Annotated in this window: 16 protein-coding genes; 6 read left to right on the plus strand and 10 right to left on the minus strand. The window is 59.9% G+C overall.

Features of this window, described 5'->3' with window-relative positions; translation table 11 throughout:
• Positions 1-6 precede the first annotated feature (6 nt).
• On the plus strand, positions 7-1,554 hold the full coding sequence (locus AC0L3E_RS12030) for a helicase HerA-like C-terminal domain-containing protein (protein ID WP_127327181.1): 1,548 nt from the start codon (positions 7-9) through the stop codon (positions 1,552-1,554).
• An 89-nt stretch (positions 1,555-1,643) separates the two neighbouring features.
• Here the strand turns inward: AC0L3E_RS12030 and AC0L3E_RS12035 are convergent, their stop codons facing one another.
• From AC0L3E_RS12035 to AC0L3E_RS12055, 5 genes are all read right to left on the minus strand, one after another.
• Complete coding sequence (locus AC0L3E_RS12035) at positions 1,644-2,120, minus strand: YybH family protein (protein ID WP_245469431.1); 477 nt, start codon at positions 2,118-2,120, stop codon at positions 1,644-1,646.
• Positions 2,121-2,177: 57 nt separating this feature from the next.
• Entirely contained in the window at positions 2,178-2,966 is a 789-nt protein-coding gene (gene attM / locus AC0L3E_RS12040) for an AttM family quorum-quenching N-acyl homoserine lactonase (RefSeq protein WP_127268346.1), read from the minus strand.
• Positions 2,963-4,507 carry a sugar ABC transporter ATP-binding protein gene (locus AC0L3E_RS12045; protein ID WP_473604845.1) on the minus strand — a complete coding sequence of 515 codons (1,545 nt, stop codon included), beginning with the start codon at positions 4,505-4,507 and terminating at the stop codon, positions 2,963-2,965. Before AC0L3E_RS12045 ends, attM begins: the two co-directional genes overlap by 4 nt.
• 10 nt (positions 4,508-4,517) lie before the next feature.
• Positions 4,518-5,558: an ABC transporter permease gene (locus tag AC0L3E_RS12050; protein ID WP_245463626.1), complete on the minus strand. Its 1,041-nt coding sequence runs from the start codon at positions 5,556-5,558 to the stop codon at positions 4,518-4,520.
• A 167-nt stretch (positions 5,559-5,725) separates the two neighbouring features.
• A complete protein-coding gene (locus AC0L3E_RS12055; protein ID WP_473604846.1) occupies positions 5,726-6,829 on the minus strand; it encodes a sugar ABC transporter substrate-binding protein in 1,104 nt (367 codons plus the stop codon).
• Positions 6,830-7,114: 285 nt separating this feature from the next.
• On the opposite strand from AC0L3E_RS12055, the gene AC0L3E_RS12060 reads away from it, so the two are divergent.
• Positions 7,115-7,825 (plus strand): FadR/GntR family transcriptional regulator, encoded by a 711-nt coding sequence (locus tag AC0L3E_RS12060; protein ID WP_127269962.1) that lies wholly within the window; start codon positions 7,115-7,117, stop codon positions 7,823-7,825.
• Positions 7,826-7,984: 159 nt separating this feature from the next.
• On the opposite strand, the gene AC0L3E_RS12065 is transcribed toward AC0L3E_RS12060, so the two are convergent.
• Together AC0L3E_RS12065 and AC0L3E_RS12070 are read right to left on the minus strand one after the other, a co-directional pair.
• The gene (locus AC0L3E_RS12065) at positions 7,985-8,809 is read right to left on the minus strand and encodes a L,D-transpeptidase (protein WP_127269960.1); all 825 of its coding nucleotides are present in this window, start codon (positions 8,807-8,809) and stop codon (positions 7,985-7,987) included.
• A gap of 170 nt (positions 8,810-8,979) precedes the next feature.
• Positions 8,980-9,642: a haloacid dehalogenase type II gene (locus tag AC0L3E_RS12070; protein ID WP_027035819.1), complete on the minus strand. Its 663-nt coding sequence runs from the start codon at positions 9,640-9,642 to the stop codon at positions 8,980-8,982.
• A 157-nt stretch (positions 9,643-9,799) separates the two neighbouring features.
• Between AC0L3E_RS12070 and AC0L3E_RS12075 the strand changes: the two genes are divergently transcribed.
• From AC0L3E_RS12075 to AC0L3E_RS12090, 4 genes are all read left to right on the plus strand, one after another.
• Positions 9,800-10,678, plus strand: coding sequence for a branched-chain amino acid aminotransferase (locus AC0L3E_RS12075; RefSeq protein WP_127269956.1), 879 nt, complete (start codon positions 9,800-9,802; stop codon positions 10,676-10,678).
• Positions 10,679-10,784: 106 nt separating this feature from the next.
• Complete coding sequence (locus tag AC0L3E_RS12080; RefSeq protein WP_128307583.1) at positions 10,785-11,384, plus strand: superoxide dismutase; 600 nt, start codon at positions 10,785-10,787, stop codon at positions 11,382-11,384.
• A gap of 157 nt (positions 11,385-11,541) precedes the next feature.
• A complete protein-coding gene (locus AC0L3E_RS12085) occupies positions 11,542-11,979 on the plus strand; it encodes a c-type cytochrome (RefSeq protein ID WP_127269954.1) in 438 nt (145 codons plus the stop codon).
• Positions 11,980-11,988: 9 nt separating this feature from the next.
• Positions 11,989-12,939 (plus strand): cytochrome c, encoded by a 951-nt coding sequence (locus AC0L3E_RS12090; protein WP_473604847.1) that lies wholly within the window; start codon positions 11,989-11,991, stop codon positions 12,937-12,939.
• On the opposite strand, the gene AC0L3E_RS12095 is transcribed toward AC0L3E_RS12090, so the two are convergent.
• The 3 genes from AC0L3E_RS12095 to AC0L3E_RS12105 all read right to left on the minus strand — a co-directional run bounded on the left by AC0L3E_RS12095 (position 12,936) and on the right by AC0L3E_RS12105 (position 16,243).
• Positions 12,936-13,340: an SET domain-containing protein gene (locus AC0L3E_RS12095; protein ID WP_127321379.1), complete on the minus strand. Its 405-nt coding sequence runs from the start codon at positions 13,338-13,340 to the stop codon at positions 12,936-12,938. The genes AC0L3E_RS12090 and AC0L3E_RS12095 overlap by 4 nt on opposite strands.
• A 156-nt stretch (positions 13,341-13,496) precedes the next feature.
• Positions 13,497-14,123: a LysE family translocator gene (locus AC0L3E_RS12100; RefSeq protein WP_127269948.1), complete on the minus strand. Its 627-nt coding sequence runs from the start codon at positions 14,121-14,123 to the stop codon at positions 13,497-13,499.
• Positions 14,120-16,243, minus strand: a complete 2,124-nt coding sequence (locus AC0L3E_RS12105) for a S9 family peptidase (protein ID WP_128309526.1) — start codon at positions 16,241-16,243, stop codon at positions 14,120-14,122. Before AC0L3E_RS12105 ends, AC0L3E_RS12100 begins: the two co-directional genes overlap by 4 nt.
• Positions 16,244-16,346 lie beyond the last annotated feature (103 nt).

Consider the following 16,346-nt stretch of genomic DNA (forward strand, 5'->3'; position numbering starts at 1 on the left):
GGACATATGGCTGACGACACCAGTATTTTCATCGGCGCCAGCCGCAAGCCCGACGACAGCTATCAGCGTGCCGAGCAACTGTTGCTACGATATGGGAATCGTCACGGCCTGGTGACCGGCGCCACCGGTACCGGCAAAACCGTCACCTTGCAGATCCTGGCCGAAGGATTTTCCAACGCCGGCGTGCCTGTGTTCTGCGCCGACATCAAGGGGGATCTGTCGGGCATCGCGATGATGGGCACGGCACAGGATTTCCTCGTCAAGCGGGCCGAACAGGTCAAGCTCGATCCTTATAACTTCCAGGAATTCCCCGTCATCTTCTGGGACTTGTTCGGCGAACAGGGTCATCCGATCCGCGCCACGGTCTCGGAAATGGGGCCGTTGTTGCTGTCGCGCCTGATGAACCTGACCGAGGCGCAGGAAGGCATCATGAACATCGCCTTCCGCCTGGCTGACGAGGAAGGTCTGCTGCTGCTCGACATGAAGGACCTGCAGGCGCTCTTGGCCAACATCGCCGAGCGTGCCGACGAGATCGGCTCGCGCTACGGCAACGTGACGAAGCCATCGGTCGGGGCGATCCAGCGCACGCTGCTGGTCCTGGAGCAACAGGGAGCCGCAAATTTCTTCGGCGAACCGGCACTGCGTATCGCCGATATCATGCGCACCACCCGCGACGGACGCGGCGCCATCAGCGTGCTTGCCGCCGACAAGCTGATGATGAATCCGCGGCTCTACGCGACCTTCCTGCTATGGCTGATGTCGGAACTGTTCGAGGTGCTGCCGGAAGTCGGCGACCCCGACAAGCCGAAGCTGGTGTTTTTTTTCGACGAGGCGCATCTTCTGTTCGACGAAGCACCCAAGGTGCTGATCGATCGCGTCGAACAAGTGGTCCGACTGATCCGCTCGAAGGGCGTCGGCGTCTATTTCGTCACGCAGAACCCGTTGGATATCCCTGAAAAAGTCCTGGCCCAGCTCGGCAATCGCGTCCAGCACGCGCTGCGCGCCTATACGCCGCGTGAGCAGCAGGCGGTGAGGACGGCGGCCGAAACGTTCCGGCCAAATCCCGATTTCGACTGCATGACCGCCATTACCCAGCTTGCCACGGGCGAAGCGCTGGTCTCGACGCTGGAGGCCAAGGGTGTCCCGTCCATGGTGCAGCGGACCCTGATCCGCCCGCCGTCGTCGCGCCTTGGACCGATAACGGCAGCCGAGCGACAAAAGCTGATCCAGGAAAGCCCGGTCGCCGGCCAGTACGATCAGGCCGTCGATCGCGAGTCGGCTTTCGAAATGCTGCAAAAAAAGGCCAAGGACGCGCAGGATGCCGAAGAGCAGGCCCAGCAGGCCGGCAGCGGCGGCTCGCGCTGGACCATTCCGGGCTTCGGCAATGACGATCCCGCGCCGCAATCCGGTGGCAGGCGCACATCTGCACCGCGCCCGTCCAACCGCCAGACGGTGGCCGAGGCGGCGATCAAGTCGGTGGTGCGCTCGGTTGGCTCGTCGGTCGGCCGGGCAATCGTGCGCGGGATATTGGGGAGTCTGTCGAGGGGCAGGTAAGGAGCGGCAGCTATGCGCCACCCGTCGCGCGAGTAGAACACCCGTTGCTCAGCGCGGTTCCTGGCGAGCCTCGCCACTGTCCGCAGACTTTATTTATCCCGGATCAGCTCAGAGAAATGGTGCAGATAAATCTGCCAGTCACCATTGATTCTTGAAACAACGAACGAAGTCCTGACCCTATTTTTTACGACAGAGCCGTCACGATAGTAATTAATGATATCGCCAAACCCTTGCGCCGCGAACAGACCTCGACTCAACGATCTCGTATTCTGGTCGACAAGCGTTAAATTCACTTTTTCTAGTATGAGTTGATAGCTTCCAAAATACTCCTCTATTTCAGATCGTCCGACGTACAACCTAGGCAGTAGACCGAAAAAAAGAGCGTCCTGCGTATAAATCTGGGAGAGCAATTTCTTATCCCATGGCGCGGAGGCCTCGTTCCAGCGCTGCTGGATTTGATCGAGAGCAGCCTTGTGCATCTGGTAAATACTCTCGTGCAACCCGCCACGCGTACCGCGCCGCCTTGTTGAGGCGGTCCGCGCGCGCAACTGATTTTGAAGGACCATTTTGGTTTTTAGCGGTGCGGCCGGCGATCTTCAGCCGGCCGCATATTTCAGCGGAACCTAGTCATAGTATTCCGCCGGAGCTTTCTTGAACTTCTTCCAGGTTTCCATGTCGTGGCCTGGCACGACAATCGCGTTTTCTTTCTCGGCGATGCGCCGCAGCCTTCTGACGGAAGCAGCGGCTTCCTGCGCGGACGTCAGCGCGCCGGGCAGGCATTTCTCTTCCCAGTGATCCATCGTGTAAGCGGCGTCGATTGCGAGAAGGATCGAACCGGTGTTGGGCAGCCGTACCATGATGGACTGGTGGCCGGGGGTGTGTCCCGGAGACAGGAAAGTCTGCACGCTGCCATCGCCGAAGACATCATACTGGTCCTCGCCCTCCATCACGTCCCAGTTGATGCCATCCTTGGTCAGATCCTTCTTGATATAGCCGCCTTGCATGAACCAGTCGGCGGCGAACGCCCATGCAATCTCCCGCCGCTGCACAAGATGGCGGGCTTTTGGGAAATTGCCGCAGGCGCCGGAGTGATCGAGATGCAAATGCGAATGCAGCACGAACTTGATATCGTCGGGCTTCATTCCGATCTTGCCGAGTTGGTTCACGCAGCCCTCTTCGGGATCCATGATAGGATAGTATTTCTTGGTGGTGTCGCCCCACCAGCCAACCGGATCACGCGCTGCTTCAACCGCTGTGCCGCCGTCGATAACGATGTTTCCCTTGGGATGGACGATTAGGTACCAGGGGATTGGGGTGAAGAACTCGTCCTGGCTGTAGCCAAGCTTGATATCGACCTCCTTCTGTCGAATCTGCCCAGTCTGGAACATGTAGAGCCTGATATCCGTGCTCATCTGCTTTCCTCTTCTGTTGAACGGGTGACGTGCGGCGGCGACGCCGTGTGTCGCGACTTGCCGCTCAGGGTGACGGCCAGAAGGTCGTCATATGTCCAGCTCTTTTTCGGTGCCTCCGCGACGCAGTTGCCGTCATGAATGACCATGATCCGATCGGCGAGCGCGAGCATTTCGTTCAGGGACGACGAAATGAGCAGGACTGCGGCGCCATCGCGGGCAAGTTGCAGTATGATATCGTAGATTTCCTTGATCGCACCGACATCGACGCCGTTGGTCGGCTCCACGATGATATAGACGGTGGCTTTCGCACTCATCCATTTGCCGATGACCAGCTTCTGTTGATTGCCACCGGAGAAGAAGCGCACCTGCGTGGAGGAAGCGCGTGGGCGCACCGCAAGCTGGTCCAGCACGGCTTCTGCATATCTTTTCATGGTGCCGGGCCGGATCATCAAAAAATGTTGCAGCGAATGCAGGACCGGCAGGCAGATGTTTTCGGCAGCCGAGAGTGCGGGAAAAAGGGCTTGTTTGCGCCGGTCCTCGGGGATCAGCGCGATGCCTGAACGACGTGCAGCGATCGGGGTGGCCAGATTGACCGCTTTGCCCCGCACCTTTGCCGTGCCGGAATGCCGGCTGATGCCGCCAAGCGCCCGTGCGACATCTTCCATCCCGCCGCCAACGGGACCGGTGAAGCCCAGCACCTCTCCGGCTTGTATCTTGAAGCTGAGGGGCGCCAACTGCGCCGTGCCGAGGCCAGCAACCTCAACCAGGACTTCTGGACGGACGCTATTGCCATCATTGTAGGTCGCAAGCTCAGAGCGGCTGCGGTCCACCATGAGTTCAGTAACGCGGTCTTCGGTGACCTCGCCACGATTAAGGGTTCCGGAAACAAGTCCCCCTCGAAGGATCGTGGCGCGGTCGCAGATCTGCTGGACCTCTCGAAGCCGATGGGAGATGTAAACGATGGCTATCCCTTGCGCTTTGAAGCCATCGACGATCCGAAAAAGGACTTCCGATTCCGCTGCCGAAAGGCGAGCTGTCGGCTCATCAAGAACGATCAGTTTGTAGCGCCGATGGAACAAGGTCGCCAAGGTGACGAGTTGCATCTCGGCTGCGGACAGTGCGCCGGCAAGCCGCCGCACGTCGAGCTCGATGCCCATTTGCGACAGAATCTCCGCAGCTTCGTCATGGATCGCCCGGTCGCTTATACCGATCCTCCCAGGCTCATTGCCGAGAAGGATATTTTGCCCAACCGTGAAGCTGGATACCAGTTCTGCGTCCTGATAGACCGCTCCGAGGCCCAGCCGATGGGCTTCCGGCGGGCTGGAAACCCTGACCGGTGACCCTTCAAGGAAAATCTCACCGGCGCTCGGGGCATAGACACCCGTCAAGATTTTGATGAGGGTCGACTTGCCCGCTCCGTTTTCACCAAGCAGGCCGTGCACCTCGCCGCGCAGAAAGCTAAGGCTTACGCCCTTCAACGCTTTGGTGCCGGCGAACTCCTTTTCGAGATTCCTCAGTTCAACCAGTGGTGTCGCGTTCATCGCCGTCACCTCAGATAAACTTGAGATGGACTTCTTCACGGTTGAGAAGCGCATTTGCTCCAACCGCGACGATGAGCACCAGTCCCTGGAAGATGTGGCGGGCGGCAAAGGGGAAGCCGACCATATTCATCCCGGAATCCACCATATACAGGAAAAAGACGCCAACGAGAGTGCCAAACAGATGTGGCTTGCCCTTTCCGAGCACGGTTGCGCCAAGGAACACCGCGGCGAAGGCCTCGAGGAGGTAGCCCTCGCCACCGACCGGTTGCGCCGAGGATGAGATAGCGGTCACGATCACGCCCGCAATCCCCGACATCAATGCCGAAAGCACGAATGCGAGGATGACCCATCGATAAACGTTGATCCCGGAGTAGAACGCCGCCATCGGATTGTCGCCGACCGCCGCGATGTAGTGGCCGATCCGTGTCCGCGCTGCGGCGATGAGGGCTACGATGAACACCGCTACCAGGATGATTACGGGCACGCCGACGATTCCGAGCTTACCCTGGCCGAGATAAAGGAATGCGGTTTCGTCGTAGCTAACAGGGACCTGATAACCGCCCGTGATAAAAACGTTGATCCCATCGAGCACGAACATCACGCCAAGCGTGACGACAATGCCCGATAGCCGTCCATAGGTCACCAGAAGTCCGTTCACCACACCGATCAGGCATGCGGCAAGCAGAGCAAACACGATTGCAAGCCAAGGGCCGGTGATAGGGATCAGAAAGGCGACGAGGATTGATGACGTCGTCACTGTGAGACCGATCGAAAGGTCAAAGCTCCCCGCGATCACGACCCAGGTCAATCCCATAGAGACCAACGCACTGACGATCATCGAAAAGAGGATGTTGTTCAAGTTGGAAGCGGTGGCGAAGTAGGGCGAGGCTATGGAAAATCCAACGGCGGCCACGACCAGGACGATGATTGTTCCCCATTGCCTGAGAAACCGCATGACGGCGGATTCGCGTCTTCCCGCTGGCACTGCGTTGACGGCAGTACCCTTGGCTGTGTTCGCCTTGGCAAGGCTTTCCTGCTCCACATGCGTCACTTTTTAGGTTCCAGTCGTTCGTTGATCAGATGCAAGGGTACGGTCCAGTGCCACGCGATTGCCGTCACCAAATGGATTGGATCCCGGCACCCTTCGGCACGAGTCGCGTTCTGCTGAAAGCGGGGCATACGGCGGCAACGCTCTGCTCGCCGTATGCCAGTTCGCGTCTAGCCGCCGTACTGTTTCAGCAGGGCGATTGCCTGCTCGTCCCAGCTTTTGAGTTCGGCGAGGGCCTCGCTCGCCTGATCCGGCGTCTTGGTGATCACGGGGATGCGGTAGACGATATTTGGCACGTCCTCGCCTCGCGCGAGCTTAACCGCGAGTTCGCCGGTCTTGCGGCCGATTTCAGGGAAGGGCGAGTCGCAGCTGAAGACCACCGGCACCTGCTTGGCCGCCCAGGCTTCAAGGAACTGGGTCGACAGGTAGTGATTGAACAGCGGAACGTCGGCCCTGTTCATCTGTTTCAGCGCCTGCGCCGCGCCGAGCGTGAATGGCCACCACCACGAGATGAAGGCCGCAAGCGAACCAGGCTCCGGATGGGCCTGCAAAAGCGACAGCATGTTCTTACGGCCGACCGAAATCTCATCGGTCGTGCCCTGACCGCCGTCGATGAAGGGCAGCACCTTCATGCGCGGCTCGTAGCGGCACATGAGTTCGAACATGTCCACTTCCATGTCGAACGGCGTGAAATAACCACGCTGTTCCGCGGTCTGGGCGAAGGTGCCCTGGCGGCCGGTATAGTTCTGAACGAAGTAGCCGAGCGTGGTCGCAGTTCCCCAGACATCGTCCATGACGGCCGGTGAATTCTTGACCGGAATGGTGAAGCCGACCGTCTTGATGCCTCTCTTGTGCGCCTCGTCCGCAATATAGGCGGTTTCGGATTCTTGCGAGTAGATCCCCATCACAAGCGCGTCGATCCCGCGGTCGAGCAGCGCCCGCTCGGCGGACTGTTCGCTTGGCTTTGTCGGCTCGCCGCGAATCGTGACGACCTCGCCTCCGGCATCGAGCACCGCCTTGACGATCTGCCAGCAGCCACGGCGCCACGGCTGATTGAACGGCCCGTAGGTCAGCGGGACGCCAATGCGCACCTTCTTGCCGGCAGCGGGCGGCGTTATTTCCTCGGCGCTGGCAAGTATCGATGTGCTTGCAAGCGCCGCACCGCCGATCAGACCGCCCACACTCTTCAGAAGAGTCCGGCGATTGAAATCGGTGTATTCGGTAGCCTCTTGTGCAAGCCGGCGTAACCGTTGCGGATCATCAAAAATATTCATGCGCTTCCTCCCGTTTCTCTATCCGTTCTTGCGAAGACCCGACCGGTCACCTCAGCGACTGAGCGTTCTCACGCTTCGGACCGATGCCGACACGACATCCCAGCGTTCGCGCAGCAGCAAGGCGTTGGTACCGCATGCCCGCAGTTGCCAATGAACCATATTGCCAGGTTGCCTGACAAGTTAAATCTGCTATTCTGACAAAAGAAAATTCGCGGCAGCGTGGGTACAACAGAGCCACAACGGCTTAGATGTGCCGTCCGAAAGCGACGATGGTTGGAGCACCGTATGGTTTATGATGAAAAGGTTAGACGAGGACCTTCACTTGCCGATTCCGTAGCCTCGAGGATCAGGAGTGACATCACTTCGGGCGCACACGCCAAGGGCGACAAGCTGCCAACGGAGCACGAGCTATCGGAAAAATATGGTGTGAGCCGGCCGATCGTCAGGGAAGCAATCGGCATCCTCAAACGCGACGGACTCGTTGCAACCCGGCAGGGTCTAGGGGCGTTCGTAATCGAGACGAAGGAGATGGCGTTTCGATTGGCCGGTGTTGATCTGACCGATGCATTGGATGTTGAAAACATCATCGAGCTTCTGATGGCGGTGGAATCGGCTGCAACAGCTTTGGCTGCCGAACGGCGCTCCGCAAAGCAGCTTGCGGCGATTGAAATGCAATTGCATGCCATCCAGCGGGCGTTCGACAACGATGAAGCCGGCGTTGAGGAGGATATGGCCTTTCACAGAGAAATCGTCGATGCCTGCGGCAATCCGCATTTCAAGGAAATGTCCAATTTTCTGGAGTCGCATGTACGGAATTTTATCCGAAAGGCTCGCGCCAGTTCGCTGCGAAATGCCCTACTCTCCCAAGTTCAGGAAGAGCATATCGCCATATTCAATGCGATCGCGGAGGGGAATCCACAAGAGGCTCGCAAAGCTGCGGAAAAGCACCTTCGAGGAGCTGCAAATCGACTGTCCTTGCATCTGGGACTGAAGTGAGCCCGTTCGCCTAAAGTGCGCTCCCCAGTGAGATCAGGGTGTGAACGTCCTGCACGGCGCGACGGCAATCTCTGCATGGTCCATGAAGGTTGCTACATTGGCGCCCGCTGAGGAACAGCTAAAGCTCCTCAGGGGCAAACCTCGTCACGCCCCCGCAGATCAGAAGATCGAATTGGTGATCGCCTTGACCGGTCCAAGCAGCACCGATCCGTCCGGCACGCCGGCGTCGATCGGGATCGCCTGTCGGTTGGCCGTCGCCACCATGGGTTGGCTGGCGTCGCTGGTCACGACGACCGGAGTCTTCGAGGGCACGCGATCATAGAGGTCGATAATGTCCTGGTTCATCAGACGCACGCAGCCTGACGAGACCGACTTGCCGATCGACCGCCACTCCGGCGAGCCGTGCAGACGATAGAGCGTGTCGACATTGCCCTGGAACAGATAGAGCGCGCGTGCGCCGAGCGGGTTCTTCAGGCCGCCGGGCATGCCGCCATTGTCGGCGCTATAGGGCTTCAATTCCGGCTGACGGGCGATCATTTCATCCGGCGGCGTCCACTTCGGCCATTTCTGCTTCCACTGAACGACGGCGTCGCCAGACCATTCGAAGCCGGCGCGGCCAAGGCCGACACCGTAGCGTATCGCCTGACCGCCTGGGCGAACCAGATAAAGGAAGTGGCCGGTGGTATCGACGACTATGGTTCCCGGCTTCTGTCCCGTCGGGTCGGGAACGATCTGACGCAGGAACTGCGGATCGATCTTGTCGACGGGGATGGCCGGCAAGTCGAAGCCGCCGTCGCTGACAGCGGCGTACATCGTCACATAATCGGCCAGAGGCGGCTCGACATAGGTTGGTGGCGGCGGCTCGACCGGACCCGGCCCGGTGGTAGCGCATGCGGAAACCGCGATCGAAGCGGCGCCCAGGGCTGCGGCGTTGAGAAAGCCGCGACGGCTCAGGCGAAAAGATTCGATTTCGGTAATGGACATGGTTGCCTTCTTTAAGTCTCAAATCGCAACAAAACGTGAATTCGCCGACAGTTGCGCGGGTGCCTGACAACACCTGGGACGATAGGCGGTTCCGATTCTGGCCCGAACGTGGGCAAACAAAGGCGAAGCTGTGACCAGGCTGCTACTGTGGCGCCAGAGACACAGGTTTCCTAGCTGCCGGGCACAAGGGCTTCGAGCGACGGCAGGATAAGGGCCGGTGGGAAATCCCGGTATTCTTCGGGCTGGTTGGAGCGGTTGATCCACACCGTGCGAAAACCGAATTTGGTGGCGCCTGCAATGTCCCAGCGATTGGAGGACTGGAAGGAAACCGCGCCGGGGTAGAGGCGCCAGCCGGTGGCGACCATATCGTAGACCGCCGGGTCGGTCTTGAAGCGCCGCACCCTATCGACGGAATAGATGTCATCCAGAACCTGGTCGAGCGCGGCGGACTTGACCGCCGCCTGCAGCATTTCGGGCGAGCCGTTGGACAGGATCGCCAGCCTCGCTCCCGAAGCCTTGAGCGCCTTGAGCACGGCCGGCACTTCCGGATAGCAATCCAGCCGCCAGTAGGCATCCAGCAATATCGCCTTGAGACCGGGGTCAGCCGAGGGAACTTTGCGCAAGGCGAAATCGAGCGCCTGTTCGGTCAGTTGCCAGAAATCGGCATAGGCGCCCATCAGCGTGCGCACCCAGGAATATTCGAGCTGCTTGGCGCGCCAGATCTCGGACAACAATTGGCCGTCCGGCCCGATCCGGTCGGCATGACGACGCACGGCGGCATGCACGTCGAACAGTGTGCCATAGGCGTCGAAGACATAGGCGGCGTATTGCATGACAACAGTTTTGAGGGCAGGTGCGACAAGGTGCAAGCTTTGATTGCATTGCGCCCCGGCACTGGCCTCAACAAAACTCCATGATGCCGGTTGACGGCGCCCGCCAAAGCATCTTCCAATGGCCGTCACACGAGACCGATTGAGGCGGGACCACACGATGACACTGGCGGCTGCGGCGCAATCCGCGACATGGACTTTCGTCGATGGTGATTGGCACGAGGGCAACGTCGCCATTCTGGGGCCGCGCAGCCACGCCATGTGGCTCGGCACCAGCGTGTTCGACGGTGGCCGCTGGTTCGAAGGCGTGGCGCCGGATCTCGACCTCCATGCCGCCAGGGTGAATTCTTCGGCGATCGCACTCGGCCTGAAGCCGAACATGAGCGCCGACAAGATCGTCGGGCTGACATGGGACGGGTTGAAGAAGTTCGACGGCAAGACGGCGGTCTATATCAGGCCGATGTACTGGGCCGAGCATGGCGGCTATATGGGCGTCCCGGCCGATCCGGCGTCTACCCGCTTTTGCCTTTGCCTCTATGAATCGCCGATGATTCCGGCGACTGGCTTTTCGGTGACCGTGTCGCCGTTCCGGCGTCCGACCATCGAAACCATGCCGACCAACGCCAAGGCCGGCTGCCTTTACCCCAACAACGGTCGGGCCATTCTCGAAGCCAAGATGCGCGGCTTCGACAACGCAATGGTGCTCGACATGCTGGGCAACGTTGCCGAGACCGGGACCTCGAACATCTTCCTGGTCAAGGACGGTCATGTCTTTACACCGGCGCCGAACGGCACCTTCCTGTCCGGCATCACCCGCTCGCGCACGATAACGCTGCTTGGCGAGTATGGGTTCAAGACCACGGAAAAGACGCTGTCGGTGCGCGATTTCCTCGAAGCGGACGAAATTTTTTCGACCGGGAACCATTCCAAGGTCGTGCCGGTCACGCGTATCGAGGATCGCAATCTGCAACCCGGGCCGGTGGCCAAAAAGGCGCGCGAACTCTATTGGGATTGGGCGCATTCGACTTCCGCTGCTTGAGCGGATAAAAAGGCGACCGACGCTTCATCCGGAGTTGTCCCAATCCATTCCAGACCTATCTTACTCCGGTATCGACACCGGATTTTTCCACGAGGGAGTACTATCCATGGCCTTTGAATTGCCCGCTCTGCCTTACGACTATGAGGCCCTGCAGCCTTACATGTCGAAAGAGACGCTGGAATATCACCACGACAAGCACCACAAGGCGTATGTCGATAACGGAAACAAGCTCGCCGCCGAGGCAGGCTTGGGTGATCTGTCGGTCGAAGAGGTGGTCAAGCAGTCGTTCGGCAAGAATGCCGGCCTCTTCAACAATGCCGCCCAGCACTACAACCATATCCATTTCTGGAAGTGGATGAAGAAAGGCGGCGGCGGCAACAAGCTGCCGGGCGCCTTGCAGAAGGCAGTTGATAGCGATCTCGGTGGCTATGACAAGTTCAAGGCCGACTTCATTGCCGCCGGCACGACCCAGTTCGGTTCCGGCTGGGCCTGGGTTTCCGTCAAGGATGGCGAGCTGGCGATCTCGAAGACGCCGAACGGCGAGAACCCGCTCGTCCATGGCGCGTCGCCGATCCTCGGCGTCGATGTCTGGGAGCATTCCTATTACATCGACTATCGCAACGCCCGGCCGAAATATCTCGAGGCGTTCGTCGACAGCCTGATCAACTGGGACCATGTCCTTGAATTGTACGAAAAGGCGAAGTGATCGATTTCCAGGAAGCCCCGGTATCACCCGGGGCTTTTCTTTTTCAGTGTCCCATAAAAAGCAAAGATCTGGCAAAAGTCGTCCGGGGAGGGAATTTTCCTCCTGCGGCATCCGTTAACGTCCTGTCCCGAAATGCCTTCATCATGGAGCCAATTGAATGAGAAAGCTTGTTATCGCCATCTCTATGCTCGCACTCGCGGCCTCGGCGGCTTTTGCCGACCCGGTCCTCGACCGGCAGGCACTGATGAAGGAACGTGGAAAGATCGTCGGCGGCCTGTCGAAAGTTGTCAAGGGCGAGGAGCCCTTTGATGCCGCGGCTGTGCTGACGCAACTTCAGGCGTTGCAGGCGAATGCGGAAAAATTTGATGCCGATGCGCTGTTTCCGGCCGGCAGCGACACCGGCGACACCACGGCCTCGCCGAAGATCTGGCAAGACATGGCTGGCTTCAACGCAGCCGAGGACAAATATCTCGCAGACGTGAAGGCCGCGGTCGCTGCGGCTCCCGCCGATGCCGACGCGCTGAAGGCGCAAGTCGGCGCTATCGGCTCGGATTGCGGCACCTGCCATCAAGGCTACAGAATCAAGAAGGGCTGATCACCAGCCATGGCATGGCTGAAGAAACTTGTCGGCGCCGTCGTCATTCTGGGCGGCGTCGGCGCGGTTGCCGGGTGGGTCCTGTCGGCGCCGGTGAGGCTCGACAGGGAAACCCTGGCCAAGCTCGGTCCTGGTGACGCAGCCAGGGGCAAGCGCATCTTTTATGCCGGCGGTTGCACATCCTGCCATGCAAAGCCGGGCTCACAGGGCGACGCCCGGCTTCAACTCGTGGGTGGCCTTGAACTCAAGACGCCGTTCGGAACCTTCGTGCCGCCCAACATTTCGCAAGATCCCAGGGACGGTATCGGCGCATGGTCTGTCGAGGACCTCGCCAATGCCATGCTGAAGGGCGTGTCGCCGTCTGGTGAGCATTTCTATCCGGCGTTTCCCTACGCATCCTACGCGCGCATGAATCCGGCTGACATTGGCGATCTCTATGCCTTCTTGAAGACGTTGCCGGCCGTCGCCGGCAAGGCAGCGGGCAATTCGCGCGATTTCCCCTTCAATATCCGCCGCGGCATCGGCCTGTGGAAATTGCTCTATCTCAGCGATCAGCCGGTTGTTGCCTTCCCCGAAGGCACGCCTGATCCGGTGATGGCAGGCCGCTACCTGGTCGAGGGTCCGGGCCATTGCGGCGAATGCCACACGCCGCGCGATCCTGCGGGCGGCACGAAGAAGAACGAGTGGATGGCGGGCGCCGTGGCCGCCGAAGGCAATGGCATCGTGCCGAACATCACATCGGGCGAGGGCGGTCTCGCCGACTGGTCGGAGGCCGATATCGCCAACTATCTCGAAACCGGCTTCACGCCCGATTTCGATTCGGTCGGCGGCGCCATGGTCGATGTCCAACGGAACATGGCCGAACTGACGCCGCAGGACCGTGCGGCCATCGCCGCCTATCTGAAGGCGATACCGGCGCATCCAAACGGCTATCCGGCCCGCAAGAAGACGGCAAACTAGACCGAGTCTTCGGACAGGTGGCGGTCGCCGAGAAAATCGAAACCCGTCTCGAAGAAATGGTTGTAGTTGCAGGTCAGCTCTTCGCCAGGCGCGATGTCGCGCAGCGCAAAGCTCTCCTCCGGTGAGGAGACGTCGCAGTTCGGCTCGTCGGCATGGTTCATGTAGCGCGCGTCGTCGGCTTCGAAGACGATGTAGTTCGGATCGCGGCGGTCGGGATAGGAGTAGCGATCGAGATAGCTCTTCACCGGACCGGCCGCACGTTCATAAGTCTCGACCTCGATGAGCCGATCGAACCTTGGGTCCAGCTTCCAGATCAGAGTGCCGCGAGGAATGTGGTTCTTGGCAAAGACGCCGATTCCCTGGATAGGCGATTTGTCGAGATAGACGTCGACGAGCAGCATAATGGACCTTTACGCGATTGGAGGCTGTCGGGCCGGGAAAAACCGCGCACTGGGTAGCGCGCGGTCATCGCAATTGCGAGTGAAAATGAGCAACGGGAACTTAAAAAACCCTGATCACGCAGCCTCTTCGGAAGGCGCGTCGATCATCGTCTGGAGTCAGCGTTGCTGCAGCGCCAGACGGACGCCCAAAGCGCAGTAGATGCCGCCGACAACTTTGCCCTGCCAACGTAACACCGACGGATTTCGGCGCAGGAACGTGCCGAGCCGGCCAGCGCTCACGGCAAAGACGACCGTGCTGAAAAGGCCCAGTACGACGAAGATGGCCCCCAACACGGTCATCTGAAGCATCACCGTCCCGTTTTCAGGCCGCACGAACTGAGGCAGGAAGGCAAGGAAGAACAGAGCGGTCTTGGGGTTGAGCACTTCGGTCAGGACAGCCTGTCGAAACGCCTTCCCGGCAGAGATCGCAAGCGCGCCGGCAGCCGGGCCGCCTGGTGTTTTCTCCATGATCGCGCGAATGCCGAGATAAACCAGGTAGGCCGCGCCGATGTACTTTATGACGCTGAACAGCGTCGCCGATGCGGCGATGATCGCCGATATGCCGATCATGGCCATGACGGTGTGAAAGATGTCGCCGACAGCGATCCCGGCGCCGGTCGCGATGCCAACCTTGGTTCCGGAACTCGTTGCCCGCGCTATGGTAAGGAGCGTGGCCGGGCCGGGGATGAAGACGAAGCCGAGCACAACCGCGACATAAGCAATCAGTGTAGCGAGATCGATCATCGGTCGATTTCTCCCGTAGGCTGCGCCTTACCCATCACCTTCAGCGCGAAGGAATAGGTGTAGGCGATCTCCTCCAGCCGCGAAAACCGGCCGGAGGCACCGGCATGGCCGGAATCCATGTTGATCTTGAACAGAACCGGATTGTCCCCGCTCTTGCGGTCGCGCAGCCGGGCCACCCATTTGGCCGGTTCCCAATAGGTGACGCGCGGATCGGTGAGACCGGCCAGCGCCAGGATCGGCGGATAGTCGTGATCAGCGACATTGTCATAGGGCGAGTAGGCGGCAATGGTCCGGTAATCGTCGGCGGACGCGATCGGGTTGCCCCATTCGGGCCATTCCGGCGGCGTCAGCGGCAGGGTCTCATCGAGCATGGTGGTGAGCACATCGACGAAGGGAACCTCTGCGACGATGCCGCCAAAACAATGCGGCGCCATGTTGGCGACGGCACCCATCAGCATGCCGCCGGCCGAACCGCCCTGGGCGACGATACGGTCATGCGCCGTGTAACGCTCCGTCACCAGATGGCGCGCGACGGCGATGAAATCGGTGAACGTGTTCATCTTGTTCTCCCGCTTGCCGTCATCGTACCAGCCATAGCCCTTGTCCTTGCCGCCGCGAACGTGAGCGATGGCGAAGACAAAGCCCCGGTCGACCAGCGAGAACCAGTTGGTGTTGAAGGCGGCCGGCACGGTGATGCCATAGGAGCCGTAGCCGTAAAGCAGGCAAGGTGCGGATCCGTCCAGCGGCGTGTCGCGATGGTGCAAAAGCGAGATCGGCACCAGTTCGCCATCGCTGGCCGGCGCCATCAGGCGCCGCGTGACATAGTGGTCCGCATCATGGCCGGATGGCACTTCCTGGGTCTTCAGCAGCACCCGCTCGCGGGTACGCATATTATAGTCGAACACCTGCGCAGGCGTCGTCATCGACGAATAGGAAAAGCGCATGATCTCGGTGTCGTACTCATAGGAACCCGACAGGCCGAGCGAGAAAGCCTCCTCGTCGAGGGACAAAAGATGCTCCTCGCCGCTGGTGCGGTCGTGCACGACGATGCGCGGCAGGCCTTCCTTGCGTTCGAGCCGGACCATGTGGTCTCTGAAGCCGATCACCGACAGGATCAGCCGGCCGGGCTCGTGCGGCACCAGTTCCTGCCAGTTGGCGCGCACGGGATCGCCCGCTGGTGCCGTCATGATCTTGAAGTCCTTGGCGCCGTCGGCATTGGTCAGGATGAAGAAGATATCGCCGCCTTCTTCCAGCTCGTACTGCAGGCCAATCTCGCGCGGCGACACCAGTTTCGGTTCGGCAAACGGATCGTCGGCGCGCATCAGGCGGTATTCCGAGGTTTCGTGGTCGTTGATGCCGATCATGATCCACTCGTTGTTGCGGGTGCCGTCGACATTCATGAAGAAGCCGGGATCGGTTTCCTCATAGATCAGCCGGTCGCTTTGCGGGCTGTCGCCAAGCGCATGGAACAGCACCTTTGATGGGCGGTGGTTGGGGTCGAGACGTGTATAGAAGAAGCCGTCATTGGCGGCGTTCCAGACACCTGAACCGCCGGTGTCGGGGATCTGGTCCGCAAGTTCCCTGCCGTCGGCAAGGTCACGCACGCGAAGCGTGTAGAATTCGGAGCCCTTGTCGTCGAATGCCCACAGCAGCCTTGCGTGGTCGGCCGAATGGTCGACGCCGCCAAGACGGAAATAGGCCTTGCCCGCGGCCTCTGCGTCACCATCGAGCAGGATATGCTCGGCACCGCCGTCGCGCGGCATACGGAAATAGCGCGGCTGCTCGCCACCAAGCTTGAAGGACGAGCCATAGGCATAGGGTCCGTCCTTCATCGGCACGGAAGAATCGTCTTCCTTGATACGGCCCTTCATCTCCTTGAAAAGCTGCTTCTGCAGTTCGACCGTGTCGGCCATCAGCTTCGACTGGTAGGCATTCTCCGCCTCGAGTTCTGCGCGGATTCCCGCATCGAGCAATGAGGGGTCGCGGAACATCTCCTGCCAGTTGCCGGCCCGCAGCCAGGCATAGTCGTCGGTTCGCGTGATGCCGTGATGCGTGTCGGAAACCGGCCGCTTCTCGGGCGTTGGCGGGCTGACGATCGGAAATATGGATGTCTTGGTCATTGCGTCTCGCTTTGCAGTATCTTGAACGGGCCAGTATCTTGAATAGGCCAGTATCTTGAATAGGCCAGTATCTTGAATGGACCATCTCAAATGGAGAAATATC

This window comes from Mesorhizobium sp. WSM4822 (genome assembly GCF_055811155.1).

What these genes read in the sequence shown, in the direction of transcription:
- AC0L3E_RS12065 (WP_127269960.1), bottom strand. Translation starts at nt 8,809, where the DNA reads ATGTCCATTACCGAAATCGAATCTTTTCGCCTGAGCCGTCGCGGCTTT.
- AC0L3E_RS12030 (WP_127327181.1), top strand. Translation starts at nt 7, where the DNA reads ATGGCTGACGACACCAGTATTTTCATCGGCGCCAGCCGCAAGCCCGAC.
- AC0L3E_RS12070 (WP_027035819.1), bottom strand. Translation starts at nt 9,642, where the DNA reads ATGCAATACGCCGCCTATGTCTTCGACGCCTATGGCACACTGTTCGAC.
- AC0L3E_RS12105 (WP_128309526.1), bottom strand. Translation starts at nt 16,243, where the DNA reads ATGACCAAGACATCCATATTTCCGATCGTCAGCCCGCCAACGCCCGAG.
- AC0L3E_RS12075 (WP_127269956.1), top strand. Translation starts at nt 9,800, where the DNA reads ATGACACTGGCGGCTGCGGCGCAATCCGCGACATGGACTTTCGTCGAT.
- AC0L3E_RS12060 (WP_127269962.1), top strand. Translation starts at nt 7,115, where the DNA reads ATGGTTTATGATGAAAAGGTTAGACGAGGACCTTCACTTGCCGATTCC.
- AC0L3E_RS12095 (WP_127321379.1), bottom strand. Translation starts at nt 13,340, where the DNA reads ATGCTGCTCGTCGACGTCTATCTCGACAAATCGCCTATCCAGGGAATC.
- AC0L3E_RS12055 (WP_473604846.1), bottom strand. Translation starts at nt 6,829, where the DNA reads ATGAATATTTTTGATGATCCGCAACGGTTACGCCGGCTTGCACAAGAG.
- AC0L3E_RS12045 (WP_473604845.1), bottom strand. Translation starts at nt 4,507, where the DNA reads ATGAACGCGACACCACTGGTTGAACTGAGGAATCTCGAAAAGGAGTTC.
- AC0L3E_RS12090 (WP_473604847.1), top strand. Translation starts at nt 11,989, where the DNA reads ATGGCATGGCTGAAGAAACTTGTCGGCGCCGTCGTCATTCTGGGCGGC.
- AC0L3E_RS12080 (WP_128307583.1), top strand. Translation starts at nt 10,785, where the DNA reads ATGGCCTTTGAATTGCCCGCTCTGCCTTACGACTATGAGGCCCTGCAG.
- AC0L3E_RS12035 (WP_245469431.1), bottom strand. Translation starts at nt 2,120, where the DNA reads ATGGTCCTTCAAAATCAGTTGCGCGCGCGGACCGCCTCAACAAGGCGG.
- AC0L3E_RS12100 (WP_127269948.1), bottom strand. Translation starts at nt 14,123, where the DNA reads ATGATCGATCTCGCTACACTGATTGCTTATGTCGCGGTTGTGCTCGGC.
- attM (WP_127268346.1), bottom strand. Translation starts at nt 2,966, where the DNA reads ATGAGCACGGATATCAGGCTCTACATGTTCCAGACTGGGCAGATTCGA.
- AC0L3E_RS12085 (WP_127269954.1), top strand. Translation starts at nt 11,542, where the DNA reads ATGAGAAAGCTTGTTATCGCCATCTCTATGCTCGCACTCGCGGCCTCG.